The organism is Alteromonas sp. ABH2_165 (assembly GCF_056159945.1).
On record NZ_JBSWWF010000001.1, the window covers coordinates 975,711 to 997,296 of the forward strand.

Annotated in this window: 21 protein-coding genes; 9 read left to right on the top strand and 12 right to left on the bottom strand. The window is 46.6% G+C overall.

Going from position 1 to position 21,586, the window contains the following annotated elements; all coding sequences use genetic code 11:
- Nucleotides 1–11: 11 nt before the first annotated feature.
- On the top strand, nucleotides 12–584 hold the full coding sequence (locus ACXAFQ_RS04330) for a phosphoribosyltransferase (protein ID WP_474818329.1): 573 nt from the start codon (nucleotides 12–14) through the stop codon (nucleotides 582–584).
- A gap of 145 nt (nucleotides 585–729) precedes the next feature.
- Here the strand turns inward: ACXAFQ_RS04330 and ACXAFQ_RS04335 are convergent, their stop codons facing one another.
- The 3 genes from ACXAFQ_RS04335 to ACXAFQ_RS04345 are packed head-to-tail and all read right to left on the bottom strand — an operon-like array spanning nucleotide 730 to nucleotide 2,854.
- Nucleotides 730–1,374 (bottom strand): energy-coupling factor ABC transporter permease, encoded by a 645-nt coding sequence (locus tag ACXAFQ_RS04335; protein WP_474818330.1) that lies wholly within the window; start codon nucleotides 1,372–1,374, stop codon nucleotides 730–732.
- Between the two features lie 13 nt (nucleotides 1,375–1,387).
- Nucleotides 1,388–2,197, bottom strand: a complete 810-nt coding sequence (gene xthA / locus ACXAFQ_RS04340; protein ID WP_474818331.1) for an exodeoxyribonuclease III — start codon at nucleotides 2,195–2,197, stop codon at nucleotides 1,388–1,390.
- Nucleotides 2,198–2,257: 60 nt separating this feature from the next.
- Complete coding sequence (locus ACXAFQ_RS04345) at nucleotides 2,258–2,854, bottom strand: heme oxygenase-like domain-containing protein (protein ID WP_474818332.1); 597 nt, start codon at nucleotides 2,852–2,854, stop codon at nucleotides 2,258–2,260.
- A gap of 83 nt (nucleotides 2,855–2,937) precedes the next feature.
- On the opposite strand from ACXAFQ_RS04345, the gene ACXAFQ_RS04350 reads away from it, so the two are divergent.
- Together ACXAFQ_RS04350 and ACXAFQ_RS04355 are read left to right on the top strand one after the other, a co-directional pair.
- Nucleotides 2,938–5,511, top strand: coding sequence for an HWE histidine kinase domain-containing protein (locus ACXAFQ_RS04350; RefSeq protein ID WP_474818333.1), 2,574 nt, complete (start codon nucleotides 2,938–2,940; stop codon nucleotides 5,509–5,511).
- 76 nt (nucleotides 5,512–5,587) lie between these two features.
- Nucleotides 5,588–7,696: a two-component system response regulator gene (locus ACXAFQ_RS04355; RefSeq protein ID WP_474818334.1), complete on the top strand. Its 2,109-nt coding sequence runs from the start codon at nucleotides 5,588–5,590 to the stop codon at nucleotides 7,694–7,696.
- Nucleotides 7,697–7,711: 15 nt separating this feature from the next.
- Here the strand turns inward: ACXAFQ_RS04355 and ACXAFQ_RS04360 are convergent, their stop codons facing one another.
- Both ACXAFQ_RS04360 and ACXAFQ_RS04365 read right to left on the bottom strand, forming a co-directional pair.
- Nucleotides 7,712–8,158 carry a hypothetical protein gene (locus tag ACXAFQ_RS04360; RefSeq protein WP_474818335.1) on the bottom strand — a complete coding sequence of 149 codons (447 nt, stop codon included), beginning with the start codon at nucleotides 8,156–8,158 and terminating at the stop codon, nucleotides 7,712–7,714.
- Between the two features lie 11 nt (nucleotides 8,159–8,169).
- Nucleotides 8,170–9,015 (bottom strand): hypothetical protein, encoded by an 846-nt coding sequence (locus ACXAFQ_RS04365; protein ID WP_474818336.1) that lies wholly within the window; start codon nucleotides 9,013–9,015, stop codon nucleotides 8,170–8,172.
- A gap of 124 nt (nucleotides 9,016–9,139) precedes the next feature.
- Here ACXAFQ_RS04365 and ACXAFQ_RS04370 point away from each other — a divergent pair, with 124 nt between their 5' ends.
- The gene (locus ACXAFQ_RS04370) at nucleotides 9,140–9,541 is read left to right on the top strand and encodes a DUF2750 domain-containing protein (RefSeq protein ID WP_474818338.1); all 402 of its coding nucleotides are present in this window, start codon (nucleotides 9,140–9,142) and stop codon (nucleotides 9,539–9,541) included.
- A complete protein-coding gene (locus ACXAFQ_RS04375) occupies nucleotides 9,541–9,918 on the top strand; it encodes a SufE family protein (protein WP_474818339.1) in 378 nt (125 codons plus the stop codon). The genes ACXAFQ_RS04370 and ACXAFQ_RS04375 overlap by 1 nt, the downstream gene beginning before the upstream one ends.
- Here the strand turns inward: ACXAFQ_RS04375 and ACXAFQ_RS04380 are convergent.
- Together ACXAFQ_RS04380 and ACXAFQ_RS04385 are read right to left on the bottom strand one after the other, a co-directional pair.
- Nucleotides 9,911–10,339, bottom strand: a complete 429-nt coding sequence (locus ACXAFQ_RS04380) for a hypothetical protein (protein WP_474818340.1) — start codon at nucleotides 10,337–10,339, stop codon at nucleotides 9,911–9,913. The two genes, ACXAFQ_RS04375 and ACXAFQ_RS04380, sit on opposite strands and share 8 nt — an antisense overlap.
- 70 nt (nucleotides 10,340–10,409) lie before the next feature.
- Nucleotides 10,410–11,678, bottom strand: a complete 1,269-nt coding sequence (locus ACXAFQ_RS04385) for a glycosyltransferase family 4 protein (RefSeq protein ID WP_474818343.1) — start codon at nucleotides 11,676–11,678, stop codon at nucleotides 10,410–10,412.
- Nucleotides 11,679–11,952: 274 nt separating this feature from the next.
- On the opposite strand from ACXAFQ_RS04385, the gene ACXAFQ_RS04390 reads away from it, so the two are divergent.
- The gene (locus tag ACXAFQ_RS04390) at nucleotides 11,953–12,798 is read left to right on the top strand and encodes an HDOD domain-containing protein (RefSeq protein ID WP_474818344.1); all 846 of its coding nucleotides are present in this window, start codon (nucleotides 11,953–11,955) and stop codon (nucleotides 12,796–12,798) included.
- 37 nt (nucleotides 12,799–12,835) lie between these two features.
- Here ACXAFQ_RS04390 and ACXAFQ_RS04395 read toward each other — a convergent pair whose 3' ends face one another.
- Entirely contained in the window at nucleotides 12,836–13,651 is an 816-nt protein-coding gene (locus ACXAFQ_RS04395) for an acyl-CoA thioesterase (RefSeq protein ID WP_474818345.1), read from the bottom strand.
- An 83-nt stretch (nucleotides 13,652–13,734) separates the two neighbouring features.
- On the opposite strand from ACXAFQ_RS04395, the gene ACXAFQ_RS04400 reads away from it, so the two are divergent.
- Nucleotides 13,735–14,526 carry an alpha/beta fold hydrolase gene (locus tag ACXAFQ_RS04400; RefSeq protein ID WP_474818346.1) on the top strand — a complete coding sequence of 264 codons (792 nt, stop codon included), beginning with the start codon at nucleotides 13,735–13,737 and terminating at the stop codon, nucleotides 14,524–14,526.
- Here ACXAFQ_RS04400 and glgC read toward each other — a convergent pair.
- A complete protein-coding gene (glgC, locus tag ACXAFQ_RS04405) occupies nucleotides 14,523–15,794 on the bottom strand; it encodes a glucose-1-phosphate adenylyltransferase (RefSeq protein WP_474818347.1) in 1,272 nt (423 codons plus the stop codon). The genes ACXAFQ_RS04400 and glgC overlap by 4 nt on opposite strands.
- 300 nt (nucleotides 15,795–16,094) lie before the next feature.
- On the opposite strand from glgC, the gene ACXAFQ_RS04410 reads away from it, so the two are divergent.
- Together ACXAFQ_RS04410 and ACXAFQ_RS04415 are read left to right on the top strand one after the other, a co-directional pair.
- Nucleotides 16,095–16,628, top strand: coding sequence for an SRPBCC family protein (locus tag ACXAFQ_RS04410; RefSeq protein WP_474818349.1), 534 nt, complete (start codon nucleotides 16,095–16,097; stop codon nucleotides 16,626–16,628).
- 95 nt (nucleotides 16,629–16,723) lie between these two features.
- Nucleotides 16,724–17,908, top strand: a complete 1,185-nt coding sequence (locus ACXAFQ_RS04415) for an MFS transporter (protein WP_474818350.1) — start codon at nucleotides 16,724–16,726, stop codon at nucleotides 17,906–17,908.
- Here ACXAFQ_RS04415 and ACXAFQ_RS04420 read toward each other — a convergent pair.
- Genes ACXAFQ_RS04420 through ACXAFQ_RS04430 form a run of 3 tightly spaced genes read right to left on the bottom strand, consistent with a single transcriptional unit; the run spans nucleotide 17,905 to nucleotide 21,585 of the window.
- The gene (locus ACXAFQ_RS04420; protein ID WP_474818351.1) at nucleotides 17,905–18,825 is read right to left on the bottom strand and encodes a hydroxymethylglutaryl-CoA lyase; all 921 of its coding nucleotides are present in this window, start codon (nucleotides 18,823–18,825) and stop codon (nucleotides 17,905–17,907) included. The two genes, ACXAFQ_RS04415 and ACXAFQ_RS04420, sit on opposite strands and share 4 nt — an antisense overlap.
- Nucleotides 18,815–20,785 (bottom strand): acetyl/propionyl/methylcrotonyl-CoA carboxylase subunit alpha, encoded by a 1,971-nt coding sequence (locus ACXAFQ_RS04425; protein WP_474818352.1) that lies wholly within the window; start codon nucleotides 20,783–20,785, stop codon nucleotides 18,815–18,817. The genes ACXAFQ_RS04420 and ACXAFQ_RS04425 overlap by 11 nt, the downstream gene beginning before the upstream one ends.
- On the bottom strand, nucleotides 20,782–21,585 hold the full coding sequence (locus ACXAFQ_RS04430; protein WP_474818353.1) for an enoyl-CoA hydratase/isomerase family protein: 804 nt from the start codon (nucleotides 21,583–21,585) through the stop codon (nucleotides 20,782–20,784). The genes ACXAFQ_RS04425 and ACXAFQ_RS04430 overlap by 4 nt, the downstream gene beginning before the upstream one ends.
- Nucleotide 21,586: the final 1 nt, after the last annotated feature.

Sequence of the window (21,586 nt, forward strand, 5' to 3'; positions counted from 1 at the left end):
GGATTACCAATATGAACAAAAATTTTATTACGTCCCAATCACTGCTCGAAGATTCATTCCGTCTGGCCTCCATGGTTTATGAAGACGGCTTTCGCCCTGACTTTATCATTGGGATCTGGCGAGGTGGCGCGCCAATCGGTATCGCCGTTCAGGAATTCTTTGAATTCAAAAATGCCCCCACCGATCACATCGCTGTGCGTACGTCGTCTTATTACGGCATTAATAAACAGTCTAAAGAAATTCGTGTTCATGGTTTGCATTATCTGGTGGAAAACGCCAATGCAGACGACAAATTGTTGATTGTTGATGACGTATTTGACTCAGGTCGTTCTGTTGATGCGCTGATTAAACAAGTACGCAAACTCATGCGTCTTAATTTACCGAAGGACATTCGTATTGCATGCCCGTGGTACAAGCCGCAAAACAACAAAACCGAGATCGTACCTGACTACTTTGTAAATCAGAGTGAAGAGTGGCTGGTATTCCCGCATGAAATCGCGGGCCTGAGTGAAGAAGAAGTGCGCGAAGGCAAAAAAGAATTGTCTGGCGTTATGGACATCTTATACGGAAAAGGCGACAAGTAATCGCCTTTCACCTGCTGGCTGACAAATAAATCCATCTCCAGGTCTGATTGTCAGCAGCCATTATTACGGGCCTTTCTGGCCCGTAAGCTTTTCCTGTTATTTAAAACTCTCAGTGACATCTGCCCCTTTGCAAGGGGATAAAATGCTATTTCCCGTCTATGTAGAATTTGTCATGGAAGGTATAAACGAGGTTGGGTTTATACACTGTGAGTAACGTCATGGTCATGCCGTTTAATAATCCTTCAGGGAATAGCAAAAGCGGAATGATAAGTAAGTAGTTATCTCGTACGGTAGGCCAGTCATAAAACCCTTCCCACAGATAATATCCACCCATCATCGCCATTTTAAGCGCAATCACCAATGCCCCGGGGAAAAAAGCGCAGGCGAAAACATAAATAAACAGGTTTCTCGGAATTTTATGAAATGCCAGCATGAAAATGAGGTAACTGACACTAACCGGCATCAACACGCCAATTAGGCCATTCACACCCAGCATGTGCCAGCTCTCGTTTCCACTGAATGTCACGCCGATTAGCGCAATAAGACCGGCTAAAACGGCCCAGCGAAAACCAAGAGTGAGAGTGAGGGCGGTGAGCCATAAGAAGTGGACATTCAGGCCTTCGAAAATGCCAGCCCTGAATATCCACATAAAAAACAACAGTGCAGTAAAACCAAACAGCAAATGTTGCTGCCGTTTGTTCGCAAGCAACCCAGACCAGGACACGCTGACAACGATATAACCACTGATAACAAGTAATGTTAATGTCGCAAGCGTCTGTAGGGTTGTCACTCATTACCTCATGTTAAATGTCGTATACCGCCCATATCGGCGCGTGGTCAGATGGCTTTTCGATGCCACGCAGTTCGTAGTCAATGCCGGTTTCGGTTAACGTATTGTGTACCGTTGCGGTGCCAAGGATGTGGTCTATGCGCAATCCACGGTTATCGTTAAAGCCCTTCGAGCGATAATCAAACCAGCTAAACTGGTCGTCAGTATCCGGATGCTGAGCGCGGAAACTGTCAGTAAGGCCCCAATCGTAAAGTTTTTGGATCCACTCACGTTCTTCCGGTAAGAACGAACACTTACCGGTTCTCAGCCAGCGTTTTCTGTTGTCCTCACCAATACCGATGTCGATGTCGGCAGGTGAAATGTTTAAATCACCCATGATAATAACGTTATCGTCTGCGGTAACATCAGCATCCAGATAACCCATTAAATCGGCATAAAACTTACGTTTTGCCGGATATTTGGTTTCGTGTTTCTCGTTCTCCCCCTGGGGGAAGTATCCATTCAGAACACGCACAGGCTTACCGTCTTTCCCTGTTACCGTTACCATGATCATGCGACGCTGGGCATCTTCGTCATCAGTTGGAAAACCGTACTGCACATCTGTGGGCGCGTTTTTTGTCAGCATTGCCACGCCGTAGTGACTTTTCTGCCCATGGAAAAAAACGTGATAACCCAAGGCTTCTACATCGGCTACTGGAAACTGCTCGTTATGCACCTTAATTTCTTGCAAACCAATGACATCTGGCTGATGCTTTTCGATAAGTGCTGCAAGCTGATGCAGGCGAGCACGGATCCCGTTAATATTGAACGATACTACTTTCATTGAAACTCTACTTGTTAATTTATTTTAATTCATTCTGACTGGCAAAAATGCCATTTCAGATCAATTGGAAGAGGAATTTTCGGCTTGATAGCATGACGCAGCCTGAATAATGCCTTCAAATACCTTTACTGCTTGTGCAGCGCAAACCGCTACATCAATATTACTTTCTCGGGCATACTCTAGCGCTGAGGCTTTATAGGCTTCCCACTGCGAACCTGCTCCGGCCATACTTAGATAATAATTCACGGGTAATTCCGGATGATGTTTCTGCAACCATTTACTGATAATGCTGCCACCCATCGACGATCCCATCCACACATAACTAAACGCTATGGCTGTCTCTGCAGGGGCATTTTTGTTGTCTATACTAAAAACCGGGAGCGCATCGCTTTGCGAAGGCAAACTGGCTATGTCAGTGTTTATAGCACTGAGAACACGTTTGTCATCGATAAGTTGCGTGATCGGCACCGGTAACAGAGCAATAGGTTGAACCGCAGCAAGGTGAAACGCTTTCAGTACATGCAGTGACCGGGCATAGGCTTGCGCATTGAAGCTCGCTGAGCGCATGTGCTGGTTGAACGGATAAGTTGCTTCCAGATTTCGATGCGCCTGTCCGGTTTGCTGCCGGAGTGTTTGAAAAAGATTGTCTATATTCATCAATGACTTGATCTAAAGTTCTGATTAACTTGTAATGATATTTAACGTGTAAGTCAGACAAAAAGTTCGGCAAACGAGCAGACATGAACAACTCTACCTACCTAAATGAAGATGCCGATCTGACAAACTGTGACAGAGAGCCTATCCATCTCCTCGGTAATATTCAATCTTTCGGTTGCTTTATTGCTATGCGAGCCGACTGGCTGGTGGCATTTTGTTCAGAAAACGTCGACGCGTACCTGGGAAAAAGTGTGGACGAGGTTATCGGTGAGCCACTGAAAACCTGGTTCGACCGTACCACCGTACATCATATTCGCTCAGCATTACAATCTGCCATGATCACTGGAAGAAACGAGCGTCTGTTCGATGAAAAAGTGCTCGCGACTGGCATGCCTGTAGATATTTCCGTTCACCACAACGGTCAGTACATAATTGTTGAATTTGAAGAAATAAAAGCAGAACGGGCGAAAGATGAACAGTTCGTGCGATCACTGCTTACCCAATTCTACAGAGCAAAAGACAGCAATGATTTAATTGAACAGGTTACCCAGCAACTACAGTTAATTACCGGGTACGACCGGGTGATGATGTATCGTTTCCTACCTGATGGTTCTGGTGAAGTTGTGGCTGAGAATAAGAACTTTCAGTTGGAACCCTTTGTTGGCTTGCGTTATCCAGCTTCAGATATACCTAAGCAGGCTAGGGCGCTTTACGTGAAAAACCTTTTGCGTGTTATTGCCGATGTGGATGACGAAGTCGTACCCATATTGCCAAAGGTGCCGTCATTAGATAGTCAAATTGACTTGTCATTTTCTACCTTACGCGCTGTGTCGCCAATTCACATTGAGTATTTAAAAAACATGGGCGTTCAGGCATCCATGTCAGTTTCGATTATTGTGAAAGGAAAATTGTGGGGCTTATTTGCGTGTCACCATTACAAACCCAAAGTGCCCAGCTATTTTCAGCGAACTGAATTGGAATTATTCGCCGAGGTGTTTGCGCTAGAACTTTCATCACGGTTAATGGCTGAGAATGAACTTGAGCGCGATCGTGTTCGCCATGTCCATAATCGTATTATGTCTACCATGTCCACGTCGGAGTCGCTGGTAGACAGTGTCGCCGCGCAGTTCAGTGTTATTAGAGACCTGGTCAACTGCCACGGTATTGCAGTAATTGTAGACGGTGAAGTGCGTAGTGAAGGGCTTTGCCTTAACGCTGATATGCTGAAAAAATTATCTCGCAGTCTTAATGCTTTGGCGCCGAGCGAAGTTGCAGCCATCGATACCCTTGCGGATTTTTTACCCGGTTATGTCACCGAAGATCATCACGTAGCTGGCGTGCTTGCTGTGCCGGTTTCGAAAAGCCCCAGGGACTACTTATTGTTCTTCCGCGAACCGCAAACACGAACCGTAAACTGGGCCGGTAATCCAGAAAAGCCGGTTTCTTTGGGGCCAAATGGAAGCCGATTACTACCTCGTACCAGCTTTGAAATTTGGCAGCAAACCCATACCGATAGCTGCGCACAATGGCAGGAGCAAGTGATTACCGATGCAGAGTCGCTTAGGGTGACATTGCTGGAAGTCATGATTCGCCATGTACAGGAGCGCGAAGCCATCCGTCAGCAGGCATCACGAAAACACGAAATCCTTATTTCAGAATTGAATCACCGGGTTCGTAATATTCTAAATCTGGTTAACGCGATAGTGGTTCAAACGGAACAAAACGGCCGTACGCTAGGGGATTTCGTTGAAGTACTAACCGGTCGTCTTGTGGCACTGGCGTCAGCGCATGACCAACTCACGGCATCTGAATGGTCTGAAGTTTCCTTTCGCAAGTTATTGGAAACTGAAATTCAAGCTTATATCAATCAGGACAATAACATCGAGCTTCATGGTGAAGACGTACTGATATCTCCTTATGCTGCGACACCCTTAGTGTTAGTGATTCACGAGATGTTCACCAATGCCGCTAAATATGGTGCGTTATCAGCTTCTGACGAGAAAGGCTGTGTCCGAATTAGCTGGTCACTCAATCGGGGTTCTGATTTGGTGATAACATGGTGCGAAAGCGGTGGGCCGCCTGTGTCGCTTCCCGCCCATGAAAGCTTTGGCATGACAATGATTCGTAGCGTTATCCCCCATGAGCTTGAGGGCGATGTGGACATCAATTTTCACCCTGCCGGTGTGTCAGCAACGCTGATGATCCCCAACAGATATTTGGTCGTTAAAACTCATCCTGTTGATAAGCAATTAAATAATCTGCCCAGTGAAAACAATCAAATTCTGAACTCACTACCAGATTCCGCCTTGGTGGTAGAAGATAGCCTGGTAATTGCTCTAGATATGCAGAAAAAGCTTAAAAATTTGGGCATACCCAATGTGTTGGTTTCTGGCAGCACCGAAGCGGCGAGAAGGATTATCGCGGGGCGGCAAATCGGTTTCGCTGTTATGGATATTCACCTTGGTAAAGAGACAAGCTTTAACCTCACCAGGGAGTTATTACAGCAACATGTGCCGTTAATGATAGTAAGCGGCTATGGTGAAGATATCGTTATTCCTGATGATTTGGTTTCTGTGCCGGTACTCACCAAACCGATAGCCGATCAGGACCTCAAATTTACATTGGCCCAGTTGTTGAATAAACAAAAAGATGATTGATCATGTTTCTATTGGCATTAAAAAGAGTAAGGAATGGCGAAGTGGTAACTGAAATGAGGCACCGACAGAAAGTATTATGAGTTTAATTGAGAATAAGCGCGTTCTTGTCGTCGAAGATACCACCATTGCGGCTACTTACCTGGCTAGAGAGTTAACCTCCCTGGGTGCACAAGTGGTTGGTCTGGCACGCTCTGAAGAACAAGCGATAGCCATGGCCGATGAATTTAGCCCTGAACTTATCCTCATGGATATTCATCTCGCCGATGGAGGCAATGGCATTGAAGCTGTCAGGCAAATAAACCAAAAACATACGTTGCCCATTGTGTACACAACGTCTTTTTCTGACGACACCACGCTAGAGCAGGCGTTAGAAACGTCGCCATATGGCTACATCGTTAAACCTTTTGATACAAAAACGATAAAAGTAAGTTGCGAAACGGCGTTAAAGCGTTTTGAAATCGAACAAAAACTGAGTCACGTTAACGACGTAGAAGCCATGCTGAATAACCAGTTTGGCGAGACTGAAACAAAAGGTGACAGAGGGCGTGTCGAGAAGCGCCATCATCTTTCTAGCATTATTCTCGACCAGCTTTCTGAAGGTGTTGCGATTGTAGATAAGCAGTTTCGGATAAACGATGCTAATCGTGCGCTCGGCAAGTTATTTTGTCAGGAGCCTGCGCGGTTACCGGGTCAACTGGTCACTAATTTCGGGTTGCTGCCAAGCCATTTTGAGGCTTGTCTTAAAATGTCGGAACAGAATAAAGTTTATCGACATAAAATTGCGCTTCGAAACCTGGACAATGATTTGTTTCCTGCATTTATCACCATGTCTTGTTTACAGCGTGACAGCGAAGAACAGCAATTTGTGCTCACCGTTTCTGATATTTCTGACTTGGCCAGGGCTGAGAAGAAATTAGAAGCACTCGCATTTCGTGACCCGCTTACCAATGTGGGGAATCGAAATTACATGAAATTGTTGCTCGAAGAAGCGCATTTCGCCGATTTCATTCAATCCCTTGTCTTCATCGATCTCGACGGTTTTAAGCAAATAAATGACCGCTACGGTCACGAAATTGGTGACGCTTTACTCATCGCTTGTGCCAAGCGCCTGAAATCAGAATTACGTGAAACAGATTCACTGATACGCCACGGTGGCGATGAATTTGTCATTTTGGTTCAGGAAAGTAGTGATGTGCATCAGCTCACTGAAAGAATGCTGGAGAGCCTGAGTAAGCCGTATATCTGCCAGGGTATTACGCTAACTGTCACAGCCAGTATTGGTATTGCTGATCTTAACGACAACGATACGCCGGAAGAGTTACTTAAGCGTGCCGATATCGCCATGTATGAAGCAAAAAAGCAGGGTAAAAATCAAACCGTAAAGTATTCTGAAAGTCAGGAAACGGCCATTGAATATCGCTTGCTCATTGAGCAACGCTTGTTCCGAGCCATTAAGAATCATGAGTTTTTCGCGCTGTTCCAGCCCTTGGTTGATGCACAAGGGGAAATCGTCGCGCTGGAAGCGCTCTGTCGCTGGCATGGAAAAGACGTGAAAGATGTGGCACCAGAAACCTTTATCTCCGTGGCAGAAGAGACCGGCATGATCACTCCGCTGGGTTTGAAAATGCTTCGCGAAGTGTGCATCGCCTGCAGTTTGCTAGAGGCCAATAACCTTGCTCACATTAAAATTCACATCAATGTGTCACCGTCGCAATTAAGCTCACCATCATTGATTGAACAGTTTGTCACATTTTTTGAAGACTACAATATCGAGCCTTCATGTATCGTTATTGAGATTTCTGAACGTTCCATTGTTTCATCTACAACCATTAGACTCATAAACACATTACGACAATATGGATTTGCTGTGGCGCTCGATGATTTTGGTCACGGTTTGGTGGCGTTATCAGAATTGACAGATAACGAGGCCACCATGATCAAGTTTGACAATTCCTGGTTGGCGAAATCCGAGAATCCGCAAATGCAGGTATTGGTTGAATCTTTGGTGACGATGAACAAAAAACTTGGCAAACAAGTTGTGTTTGAAGGTATTGAGACATTTGAGCATGATGTGTTTGCAAGAAAGATGGGAGCCGATTTATTGCAAGGGTACTTTTACGACCGTCCTCGAGCACTGACAGAAATCATTAAACGTATATCGCCAAACCATAAGCAGCACGCCTAACAAGTGCGTGGCTGCCTAGCCAACAAACTGTTGCCTAATATCCGTGGGATTGCCAGTGTCTGTTTTAATTTGCGGTAAACTAAAAACTTCAGGACACGGCATATTTTGCAGTGTGGTTATCACTGCTTGCGGTTGATTTGTGGCGATTTTAAAAACACATCGATTCATATCTAAATCAAGCAGATACACTTTGCTCTGTAAGTGATTTATTTTTTCGTGTAGTTCGTGAAGCAGTGTTATTGCAAAATCGATAAGCCTAAGAACATGAATATCGACTTCCTCACCTTCGCTTCTATGAATACACCATGGTAAAACGATTTCTACCGACTTATTCCCGACAGATTCTATTGCCAATGTATCTAACAGTAAGGCAAATGACCGGTAATTGTATGAAACGCGATAAAGCGTTTCGTAACCATTCGGAAAAGAACGACTTATTGGCGTGTTAGCGGTAAATTCCATGCGGATATTTCCTAGGGATTATTATCGTAAATTTCAGCTTGCGCGGAATACATGGATATAGGGAAGGAATCGTAGATTTTATCCGGAGAATCACCTACGGAATGCACCACGAACAGATTGTCAGCGCGGGTAGCGTTTACCCCTTCAAATACGTTAAGAAATTCTCTTAACAATAGCTGACTTTGCTCGGTGGCTTCATCGGTTATTTTACACGCCAAATCATAGATTCGATCTAAACTTTCCATATAAGCATCAAGTAACTCTATGAGCTCAACACGAGCTGGCATTTCTTTAAGTACTGATGCTCTGAAATCAGTAGGGCCGCCAAGATAAGCGCGTTCAATGTAAGCCTTGATTTCGTACACGCGCTCGTCTGTATTATTCGGCGATGGCTTACCAAAAACATCAACACTGTGAACGCTAATGCCATAGTAAGAAATATAGTCATATAAACTATCTATAAACCGGTAAGCAAAAGAACGTTGATACTCTATTTCCATACGTCGGGTTAAACGGTTCACTTCCACACGTTCCTGAGGCAGACAGGCTTGAACATGACGTTTTAATTGTGCTGTAAATGTTCTGGCACTCAGAATGTAATTGCTGACATTAGCATTAACCTGATTTTTAATGTCTTGTCTTTGCTCTGATGTGAGTTCTGTAAGATATGAATAACCCAACGACTTTAGGGAGTTAGCGATGAGGGCGTAGTTTGTTTTTATCAGGCGAAACTTATGGCGAATTGCATATGCCGACGACAGTCGCTTTCTAGCACGCTTGAGTTCGCGAAACTGCTCTTCTTCAAGAGGCATTAAAACGTTGTCACCGGGGGACTGGATGCAATATACAGAATCCATGAATAGTTTCTCTTTCCAATTAGGAAAATAGAATAGCACGGAGACACTAAAGTTAGTATTAGTTTCGCGTACCGACTCGCAGTATAATTACCGTAAATTTAATTTAAATCAGTGTGAACCACCTATGTTTCCAGAGACAATTTCAGACAAACTTGCAGACATCGTTGTCAAGCAATCCACGTCACTTTCGGCTGAAGAAAGACTCGCATTACTGCTTCAATATACGACCAAAGCCCAAGCTGTATGGCTTGCAAAAGGTACTAACGGTTTCGTGATGATTGAAAATGGCGATGACATCATTCTCCCCGTATGGCCTCACGCAGATTTAGTGATGACCTGGGATGTGGCGGCGCAAAGTGATGTGACTCCGGAGCAAGTGGCACTGCCGGAATTTTTAAATACCTGGTTACCGGGTTTGCAAGCCAACCAAACCGGTATTTGTGTCTTTCCTCTCACCGAAGAAGATGCCGGTATCGTTATGACTGCTGAAGAGTTAAAACAGAGTTTAGAGGAAGAAGCGAAGTAGTGGAGAAGATATCGCTGCCACTGGCCAACAAAGTGGCGACAGCGCAAGGCTGGGATACCACCATGCGTGAAATCATGTTGGCAAGTAAATCCTTGCCAGAATTGCACGAATCCTATCGGATTGCTGAAAATAAAGTTGGCGGGTGTCTAAGCGATGTGTGGATAGTGAAAAGCGATTCAGGTGTGATGGCCTGGTCCGATTCGAAAATTATTCGGGGGGTGTTGGCAGTGTTGTTGGAAAAAGCCAATAGTCAGAATGATCAGCACGAAACGGACTATGAGGCTTATCTTGCATCGTTAGGTATGGCACGTTATCTGAGTGAATCGCGAACCAGCGGCATTCGACACGTCATTAACAGGCTGGCTGAAATTAGATGATCTGATTCTCGGCTATTCTGTTTACAACCCCTTTCAAGCAGGCAACATCAGGCTTTTTAACGTTACACTGGTATGGCACGCGTCGCGATATGCGTTTTATTTGCTCAAGATCCTCAATGTAATTGTACATGCAAGCGTGAGTAAAAAGCATTCTTGTCCATGCTGAGGGCAATGGCGATGAAGAACGGATAAACTGATCGACAGACGCGAGTAAGTCGGTTTTGGTTTGCACAGACAATGTATCTATAAACTGCACGGCTTCATTTTCGCTGTCTTCTACGCCCGTGGCACGACCATATTGAATCATGCCAACCGCCTGACCGACGCCATGGCAAAATTGCGCCCCCGACGTATATTCCTGGTCGGCAAACGTACTCATTGACATGAGTAGAAAAACAGATGCGAGTAGATGTTTAATCATGTTGCCTCCCGGGCTAATTGTATAAGCATAGCAACCTGATTAAAAATTGTGCGTAATTTTGAGCTCAGGCTTAGGATGAAGGCGATGAGGTAGAATTTTTCGCTTCAATCCACTGGGTCATATACTGGGTCGCACGTAGCGACTGATGCCAAAGTAATGATTGCAGGAACTGTTGTTGCCGCCATTGTTCAAGGTCATCAAGACGTTTTTCAATCAATGCGGTCAGCCTTTCACCGTGTAACGCATCATCGAATTGCTGCTTGTAACTAGATTGGCCTGTATCGCTGCATTGCTGCCATATATTGGGATCAGTATACAAAGCGACAGCGGCATTGATAAAGTCATCGAGGTTATGTGTAACCATACCAGGCCAGTGCTTATCATCACCAAGACCTTCTGCACCGATGCTTGAAGTAACCGACGGGGTACCACATTGCATTGCCGTCACTAACTTGCCTTTTACCCCGGCACCGAAGCGCAACGGAGCCAACATTACGCGGTGTTTGGCAATTTCATCTTCTGCACTCGCTGCCCAGCCCCTTACTCTGAATCCTTTCGATGGGTTATCCATCGCCATGGCTTTTTTGGGCGGATACGCGCCAAAAATGTTTAATTCAGCAAGAGGAAGCTGCTTTCTAATGCCTGGCCATATTTGTTGAAGTTGTAAAACGGCATCCCAATTAGGCGCGTGACGAAAGTTACCAATAAAGACAAAATGTTGTCGCTGTTGGAATGCTGGCAAGGGGGTCGAAACCTTACTGGTAAAAAGTGGAACATGGTGTAGTTGAGACGCAGACACAGGGTAGTGTGCCAGTAAATGCTGCAACTCTTCAGATGAAATTATCAGTGTAAGATCACTGCGTAAAATAGCCGCAATCTCCCGTAGTGTGTGATCATTGCTTACACTCGCAGTGGGAATAGTCGTGGCTTCGCCATCGCGAACTTGTTGGTGTCGTAAATGCCGAAGACTATGCAAGTCTTCAGTATTCAGAATACGCATTGCAGACGGACATGCTTCGCGCACCCGCGAAGCAAATTGTTCTTCAGTCATAAAGCGATCAAATATCACCACATCTGGGTGAATGGCAGCAATACGTTCATCGAAGCTGCTACAATTCAATGATATTGTTTCAGAATGCACGCTCAATTCAGCAAGGTCGGCGCCCTGTTCAGATGGCGTTGCAGCAGACATAAACGTCACTTGCCAGTTTGCTATTAGAAAACTGTTGATGAGCCCCATCATATTTTGGCCTGCTGCAGACGAATTTGGCTCAGGCCAGACAAAACCGATGATAACGACATTGCGTTGCTTATGAGAGGTGGAATGGTGCTGTGACATCTAGCGTCTCTTTATACAAACTTTTGAAGAATGTTATCAGATGCGAATAAAGGATGCTGCTGGTAGCGTACAAACGAATGACTGCTAGATTGTTTTCTGGCATTGGTAGATTGAATTTTCACCGCTTCCTCTTCTGTTCTGGCAAATTCTGATTTACTGAAACAACAGAGTTTATTGGCAGGTTGTCATTATTTAGCCTATATAAAAAGGTAGTGTGACGTAATGGATGCGTCATCTTAGATGGTATGAACATGATTTACGGAGTAGTGCTCATATGAATGCACAAGAGATCGCTGATAAAGCCTGCAACATTTTCGTGTTACCAGATGCCGTGACCCGGCTTAAAGAATGTATGGATGACCAGGCGGCAAGCATTGACGATATTGCTGAGATCATTGCCTTCGACCCCGGACTTACCTCGCAAATGCTGAAAGTGGCCAACAGTGCCCTTTACCGATTCCCCAACAAAATTGAAACCATCAGCAAAGCGTTACAAGTTATTGGTACGCGCTCGGCCTATGATTTGGCGCTGGCGTATGGCATCACTTACGCGTTCAAAGAAGTGAATTCAAAAGTCATCGATTTAGATAAATTCTGGGAGCAGAGCGTGAGTTGCGCACTTCTGGCTAAATATTTCGCTGAAGCGAAAAGAGTTAGAGAGCCTGAGAGGCTGTTTGTTTGCGGCTTACTGCATAATCTCGGGGAGTTGGTTGTTGTCGATGCAATGCCACAGGAAGCGACGCGCTGTTTGGCATTCAATGCCAGAGTCAGCCCTGCTGAATTGCAAACCGCCATTCTAGGTTTTACCTACGCAGAGCTATCTGCCGCATTAGTAAAACGATGGGGCATTCCCGATACTATTTATCGTCCGGTGTCATTAATCCACGATACCGACAGTGGTGTGATGGATAAAGACACCCTCATTCTTCAGCTAAGCTACGTGCTGGCACTGGATAATGTGAATCCAGAAGTTTTCCCGAGCTATCACAACTTGACTCCCGAACTCTATGACCGGCTGTCGTTTGAGCAACAAGATTTAGAAGATGCATTGGATATTACCAACTTACAATGCATCAGCGTTATGTCGTTATTCAACCCTAATTCATTTATCGTTTATTGAGGGTTGTACCTTCTTACACTTTCTTTGCAAGCCGTGGTTAGTCGAAAACGGCCACGGTTTGTCTGCTTAATGCCACCACATCATTATTACTGTTCCAAATGGTCGCTTCCGTATGGCCATATCCATCTGCTGCTTGTCGGGTATGTACCTGATACGCGAACCAATCGTGCCCGGAAACCGTTTTGTGCGGATGTATAAATTCCAGATTCCAACTTACGGTACTTGCCGGTGCGGGCCAGCGTAACATTTGCAATAGTGTAGGGGGCCAGGCATCGATCATGGTGATAAGGTGCGCGTCAGTGATCTCCTGCGGTGGCTGCGTGAAGCGCATGAAACCATGATAGAAACTTGTATCTTTACGGGTGAATGGCATACCACCGGCATTAATTGCCAGGTCAAAATGACGGAAGAACTTAGGGGTAACCTTTGGAATTTGCGGGATAAATTTAGCCTTAGTTGGCGTTGGCATATCGTGTTTTTCTGTATTGGTGACACGTATTCCAGATTGTCGGGCCGTACCAAAGCAGGCCTGAACAAATACGCAAACGGCATTATTTTGTATGATTTCGCCGGTAAATTGGGACACATTTTTACCTGTGCGCAGGCTGGTCACCACAATGCGAAAAGGTTCGTTAAGGGCTAGGGGCCCCACAAAATTTGTAGTATAGGAACGTAGTACGCGGTTATCGTGAACCTGAGTACTGATAGCCTGATATATCATCCCTGCGGAGATGCCGCCGAATGCCGTTCTTCCTTGGGCCCAGTCAGAAGGAATGGTTAAAGCACCGGTTTGCCATTGGTTATCACTCAGGGCGGTCATTTCCGGTTGGTTAAGAAGTTCATCTACGTGCATAATCTTTCTGGTCGGATGAGTTTGCTGTATGCTAGCAAAAAGTACCAAACCTTCCAATCATAAAAAGGAGTTTATCGTTTTACATGACCATTATTCATTTTGCTCACGCGAATGGTTTTCCAGCGGCCACATACAAAACGATATTTAACGGGTTACCCGAAAGCTGGCAAATTCTCGCCAATCCACAATTCGGTCATTGCGCGGAATTTCCCGTGTCACAAAACTGGATGTATCAGGTCGATGAGTTAATCCATTTTCTCGACAGATGTGATGTTGATGAGCCCGTGTGGCTGGTGGGGCATTCGTTTGGCGCAGTGGTGTCGTTTATGACCGCCTGCCGGCATCCAGAGCGGGTAAAAGGCGTCATTATGCTAGATCCACCCCTGGTTTATGGGGTTAAACGGTACGTGGTGCAATCGGCAAAATGGTTTAATTTAATGGATAACATAACCCCCTCGAAACTGGCCAGGATCAGACGGACACAGTGGCACAAAGAGGACGATATTGAGGGCTATTTCGCGGCTAAAAAACTGTTCCGCACCATGGATAAGCGATGTATTCGAGATTATGTGAACAGTGCCACCCGTGTAGAAGGGGAAACGCGCAATTTAACCTTCAGTAATCAGGTTGAAGCCGATATCTTCCGACATTTTCCTCATAACCTAAAAAAGTTTGCCGGGAAACTGAAGTGTCCGGGATTACTGGTTGGCGGAACGGATTCTCATGTTTCTTCTTCAGCGGACAGAGCCCGGTTCGCTAAAGATAACAATATTGAGGTAAAAATGTATGCCGGTGGGCATATGTTTCCCCTCGAAGACCCTGAAGGCGTGGCCGCATTGATCACGGCCACGTTAGAGGGCTGGATAAAGCGTTAGCCGTTAAGGCTGCCCACGGGCATACCCAGCATTTCGCGGGTAACCAACACAACCCCTTTCTCTGATACGCGGAAGCCCCGGGCGCGGTCTTCGTCATGGTTATAACCAATGACCGTTCCTTCAGGCACCACACAACCGCGATCGATGACGACTTTTTTGAGGCGACAGTTACGCATCACTTCTACGTCTGGCAGAATAACCGCTTCCTCAATGGTACTGTATGAATGTAAACGTACGTTTGAGAAACACAGGCTTCTGCGCAATGTCGAGCCTGAAATGATGCACCCCCCCGAAACCACTGAATTAATCGCTTCACCCCGGCGGCCATCTTCGTCCCAAACGAATTTGGCGGGAGGGAGTTGTTCTTGATAAGTCCAGATTGGCCATTTACGGTCGTAAAGATTCAGTTGAGGAACAGGCGCGACCATTTCCATGTTGGCTTCCCAGAACGAATCAATAGTACCCACATCACGCCAGTAGGCTTGCTCATCGTTCGAGGTTTCGAACGGGTAGGCGATTACCTTGTGGTCTTTGATGATTGAGGGAATGATGTCTTTACCGAAATCACGTTGTGAGCCCGATGTTTCTGCATCACGGCGTAATTCTTCAAACAGGAATTCGGTATCGAAAATATAGTTACCCATCGATGCCAGACAGCGGCTAGGGTCGTTTGGCAGCGGCGCCGGTTCTGCTGGCTTCTCGGTAAATTCGTGAATGCGCATATCTTCATCAACGGTCATTACGCCAAATGCACCCGCGGCTTCCTGCAGCGGTACAGACATACAGGAAACTGTCATTTTAGCGCCACTTTCCACGTGACGAGCAAGCATAGGGCCGTAGTCCATACGATAGATATGATCGCCTGACAGTATCATTACATATTTGGGCAGTTCATCGCGGATGATATCGATATTCTGGAACACGGCATCGGCAGTGCCTTCGTACCAATTATCTGAAAAACGTTGCGAAGCTGGCAGAATTTCGATGGATTCACCCAGTTCTTTCTTGAAGTGACCCCAGCCACGCACCAGGTGGCGAATTAACGAGTGCGATTTGTATTGCGTTACAACACCAATTCGACGGATCCCTGAATTAACACAGTTGGACAGTGGAAAGTCGATGATTCGAAATTTACCACCAAAATATAAAGCGGGTTTAGCGCGCCAGGTAGTCAGTTCATGCAGTCTTGACCCTTTACCTCCAGCCAAAATCAATGCATAGGTATCGCGAGTCAGATTACTGATATAGCGTGAACTGTTATCAGCCATGTTTGTTCTCCATTTTGTCAGCACGATACGGCTGTGCCGGTAAGACTAATGCTTAATGTCACCAATCGGTTGGTAACGTATCCGTTGATGTTAACCTCATATTACACAAGATAAATTTCAACGCCAATGTGAGATTTATCGAAGCCAGTATAAGGTTCTTTTTTTCTTTATATTTAGGTATTTGTCGATAAGGTTATTACTGACGTTCAGTGAATATCGACCAGTTTAACGACATTTCTACTGCAAATGTTAATCAAGTGTTATATATTTGCTGTTGATAAAAAGACTCAAGGATTACCGATGGCTTGGTTGAAAAAGATACTCATTACCTGTGTTGCTATCGTTGCGCTGTTTGTTGCTGTGGGTTTTATCCTGCCATCTAACTACCAGGTGCAACGAGAAATTACCATTAATGCTTCTGCAGAAAAGATTTATCCCAATATAGTCAACCTGAAATCCTGGCCACAATGGGCTGTCTGGTTTATGCGCGACCCTAATATGGCGGTTTCTTTTAGTGGTCCAGACCGTGCAATTGGTATGCAAACATCCTGGGAAAGTGAAACTCAAGGTGATGGTGAAATGGAAATCGTGTCACTGAAGCATAATCGGGAAATTATTTATCATTTGTATTTCCCCGATTACGAAATGTCATCCACAGGGGTAATAAAATTAACAGACACCGATCAAGGCACGCTGGTCACCTGGTCTGACAGCGGGGATTTGGGCATGAACCCCGTTAATCGCTATATGAGCCTGATGATAGACGGAATGATTGGCCCTGATTTTGAACTTGGTTTAGAAAACCTGAAAACGGTGGTTGAGAACCGAAGCTAAGGGTAAAGCGAAAATAGCGACCAACGACGTATTTCTTTTCTTCCTTTTGCCTGGTTATAGTTACGCTACGACCAGGCTAAGCAACACTATTCACCGTGGCTAATTCTAACAAGAAACGACTCATTTCTTCCCTGGCCAGTACAAAACTGGCTGATTTACTCATATCCGCTAAAACAACACTGCCAGCGTTATTGCTTTCGTTAGGTGCGCCTGGCTGGATGATAAGCTGGTTAGTACCAATTCGAGAATCGGGTGCACTGCTGCCGCAGGCTGCGATTGGCGTAATTCTGCGGCGATTTCCTGCCCGGCATGTGATTTGGCGCGTAGGCATGATTATTCAGGCTTCTGGCGTTGCGCTCATATTGGCAACGGCTTTGCTACTCGATGGGGTGACGGCGGGTGCAACAGTAATGGCGGCTCTATGTCTCTTAAGTTTGGGGCGTTCAGCCTGTTCTTTAACGGTGAAAGACATCGAAGCCGATGTTGCGGCTAAAGGCGAACGTGGACATTTGCTCGGTATCGCTTCAACAATATCGGGCACCTTAACCCTGTTATTGGCAGTACCCCTGGTGTTTTATAAAGACCAACTTGGGCAGCTAGCTACCTCTGTGATCATTCTACTCGCCCTGATTGCCTTTATCGTCGGCTTGTTTATTTTGTTTCCAGTGAAAACCCGCATAGACGCAGACACGTCTTCCACCGAAAAAGAGAATAAAACCCGTTTCTGGCAATTCGACAGCGTCGTGTACCGTTTCATTCTGGTTCGCGGGTTGTTTGTGCATTCGGCATTAATCGCACCTTACTTTATGCTGGAAAGTGAAAGCGATGCCACAACGTTACTACCGCTGTATCTGGCCGCTCAGGCCGGTGCGACCATGCTTTCTTCTATCATCTGGGGAAAAATTGCTGACAAAAGTGCGAGAACAACCCTGCAGTTTGCGGGTACGTTAGCGTTAGTTGCGGTTTGCGCGTTGCTGTTTATTGGGGCGTCGACAGTCTGGGTTTCGGCATTGCTATTTTTCATTTTGTCCGTTGCGCATACCGGCGTAAGAACAGGACGGAAAACCTATAGCCTGGATGTGAGGGAAGGGCAGCAACGCACCGAACTAGTGGCATTTTCAAACACCGCCATTGGCATTATTCTACTGTTGTTCGGCGCACTGTATGCGTACTTGTCTTCGGTATTGGCATTCAGTGTGGTGTACATCATGGCAGGCTTTCTGTTTATAGGCATCATGCTCACCGGTATCCTGCCCGGTGAGAAAGCACAAAACAGCTAACCACCGCGTAATGCGTTTGCCACTTTACTCTGGGGTTGGCGACCTATCACGTTACTGATGTATAGGCTCGCTTCAAGTAAGGCCGATAGATCGATACCCGTTTGAATGCCCATGCCATTAAGCATATACAACACATCTTCTGTGGCTACATTGCCTCTTGCGCCTTTGGCATAGGGGCAACCGCCAAGTCCCGCTATGGCGCTGTCGATGGAACTAATACCGAGTTGCAAGGCGGTGTGAATGTTGGCCAGTGCTTGTCCGTAGGTATCATGAAAATGTACGGCCAGTTGATTTACCGGAACGTGTTGCATGACAGCATCAAGCACGCTGGCGGTTTTAACGGGCGTGCCGGTGCCAATGGTGTCGCTGATCACGACCTCATAACAGCCCATCTCGCTGAGTTGTCGGCTCACGCTCGCCACGTCTGACGATGCAATGTCGCCTTCATAGGGGCAACCGAGGGTACATGAAACATACCCGCGAACCCGGATACGATTTGCGTGGGCCAACTTTACCACTGGCTCGAAGCGTCGAAGACTCTCATCAATACTGCAATTGATATTTTTCTGTGAGAACGATTCAGACGCCGAGCCAAAAATAGCCACTTCGTTGACACCCGCACTGAGAGCGGCTTCCAGCCCTTTAACATTAGGCGTGAGGGCAGAATAGGTTACCTGAGCGCCCGAGGCAGGCTCAAACGCAGCAAGACGGGCGAACACGTCTGCAGAATCTGCCATTTGCGGCACCCACTTAGGAGACACAAAGCTGCCAGCTTCAATTCGCTTAAGCCCACTTGCTGCTAGCAACGATATCAGCGTTACCTTCTGTTCTGTGGTGACTTCTGCCTTTTCATTTTGCAAGCCATCGCGGGCGCCCACTTCTACCAGTGAAACCGAAGATGGATAGTTAAACGTCATCAGCGGTAAACTCCAGCAATATGGCACCACCGTCAATCATGCTGCCCGCCGAACAATGTAATGCAGTGACTTCGCCATCGCAGGGGGCGGTAATGTTGTGTTCCATTTTCATGGCTTCCATGACTACCAAAACGGTTCCTTTAGTGACATGTGTGCCCACAGCAACCGGACACGCCACCACTGTGCCATTCATCGGTGCCTTAAAATGTTGGTCGCCTGCACCGCCATCTGTGTTACCCAAATCCGGTGCAACAGGCCGATATACAATAGGAGCTGAATCTGAAAATAACGTCCAGGTTTCTCCTTTTGCTACTGTAAAGCAGTGCTGCACTGCGTTGTGCGAGATAACGAGTTGGCCTTGCTGCCACTGTGCCTCCAATTCTATGCGTTGGTCACCCACATAAATGTGCCATTGAGGTTGTCGAGCTGATGGCCAGGTGACCGATACAACATAGTGCTTTTCGTGAATAGCTAATGTGACTTGCTGCGATTTACAACTGTTCATGCGCCAACTGTTTGCCTGCCAGGGCGAGGCCGGATGTTTAGTCTCCGTGAGCAACGTGGATACCGCCATCACAGCCAATAAAAAATCAGACACTTCCGCTTCTGCTTTTAAGTCGTCGGCGTGCTTATCGATAAAGGTGGTCGAGAGTTTTGCTTCAACAAACGCTGGATGCGTGGCCAGGCGATGTAAATAATCGGTATTCGTGGTGACACCCGCAATCTGGTATTGACGCAGGGCAATCGCTAGTCTGCGCAGGGCTGTTTCGCGGTTTTCGTCATGAACGATCAGCTTGGCGATCATTGGGTCATAGTAAACCGACACTTCATCACCTTGCTGAACACCGGTGTCGACCCTAACATGCTGGGATTCATGAGGAGGTGATAATGTACTTAAAGTGCCCGTTGCTGGCAGAAAGCCGTTATCCGGATCTTCAGCATAAATGCGGGCTTCAAATGCATGACCCGTGATAGTAAGTTCATGCTGCTTTTTGGGTAATGGTTTACCTTCCGCAACCTGTATTTGCCAATGCACCAAGTCTTCACCGGTGATCATTTCGGTAACCGGGTGCTCTACCTGAAGGCGAGTGTTCATTTCCATAAAATAGAAACTGCCGTCTTCGTCCAGCAGAAATTCTACGGTGCCTGCGCCCTCATAATTAATCGCCTGAGCCGCTTTTAGTGCCGCCTGGCCCATTTGTTCCCGTAACGCCGGTGTCATGCCCGGTGCCGGGGCTTCTTCAATGACTTTCTGATGCCGACGCTGAAGTGAACAATCCCGTTCGAAAAGATATACACCGTTGCCGTGCTGGTCGCAGAACACCTGAAATTCCACATGACGGGGCTGGGTAAGGTATTTTTCAACTAGCATGGCATCATCATTAAAGCTTGCCAACCCTTCTCGTTTGGCGGCCGCAAGAGCCGCACTGAACTCATCGGCGTGCCAAACCTGACGCATGCCTTTACCGCCGCCACCTGCTGCAGCTTTTAACAGCACCGGGTATCCCATTTCATCGGCAGCGTTTCGTAAAACCGTTTCTCGCTGATCGTCGCCATGATAGCCTGGCACTAATGGAACCCCGGCTTGCTGCATAATTTGCTTGGCAGCAGATTTAGATCCCATTGCACGGATCGCATCGGCGGGAGGACCGACAAAGATAATTCCTTTGGCAGCGCAGCTTTCTGCAAAAGCCGCGTTTTCAGACAAAAAGCCGTACCCGGGGTGAATAGCATCCACGTTTAATGCACTGGCAAGCTCGACAATGTGTTCGCCACGCAGATAACTCTTCTGAGACGGTGATTCACCTATCCATACCGCTTCGTCGGCCATTTGCACATGCTGGGCGTGCTTGTCTGCGGTGGAGTATACCGCCACGGTGCGGATGCCCAGTTTTTTGGCTGTGCGGATCACCCGGCAAGCAATTTCGCCACGGTTGGCAATCAGTAATTTTGTAATCATTCGGTTTTCTCCTGCCAGGCCGGACGACGTTTGTCGAGGAAGGCAGTTAGTCCTTCCTGACCTTCGTCTGAGACGCGGATCTCGGCAATACGCTGGCTGGTTTCATCCATCAATTGTGCGTCAACTGAACGGTTCGCCATATCGCTTATCAGTAATTTTGCCCGGCTCATCGCTTGTGGACCGTTACTAAGCAGGGCTGTAATTAAGCCTTCAATGGTGTCGTCCAGTTCATCTTCTGTTACCACCTCGCTGAGTAAACCAAAACGCCGAGCACGTCGGGCTGAGAACATTTCAGCGGTTTGAAAATAGCGACGACAAACCCGTGCGCCCATGGCGGCAATCACATAAGGGCTGATGGTGGCAGGGATAAGACCAATTCTGACTTCACTGAGACAAAATTTACTGAGTTTGGTACCCACTGCCATATCACAACACGCAATAAGGCCAATGGCACCACCGAATGCTGCGCCTTGCACCCGGGCAATAGTGGGCTTACTTAACGTGTTCAGTTTTTCTAGCATGGTGGCAAGACAATGTGCATCACGTTGATTTTCTTCAACGGAAAAATTCGCCATTCGTTTCATCCATGCTGCGTCGGCCCCCGCGCTGAAAGATTTGCCGATAGCCTGCAGCACAACCACCCGAACCTGGTGATCCTCGTCGAGGGATGAAAATATCTGATCAAGTGCATTGATCATCACATCGTCAAACGCGTTGTGTTTGTCCGGTCTATTCAACGTAACTCGGGCTACGCCGCGATGGTCTAGCTCACAGCTAACCATTTTATTGATGGATTCCATT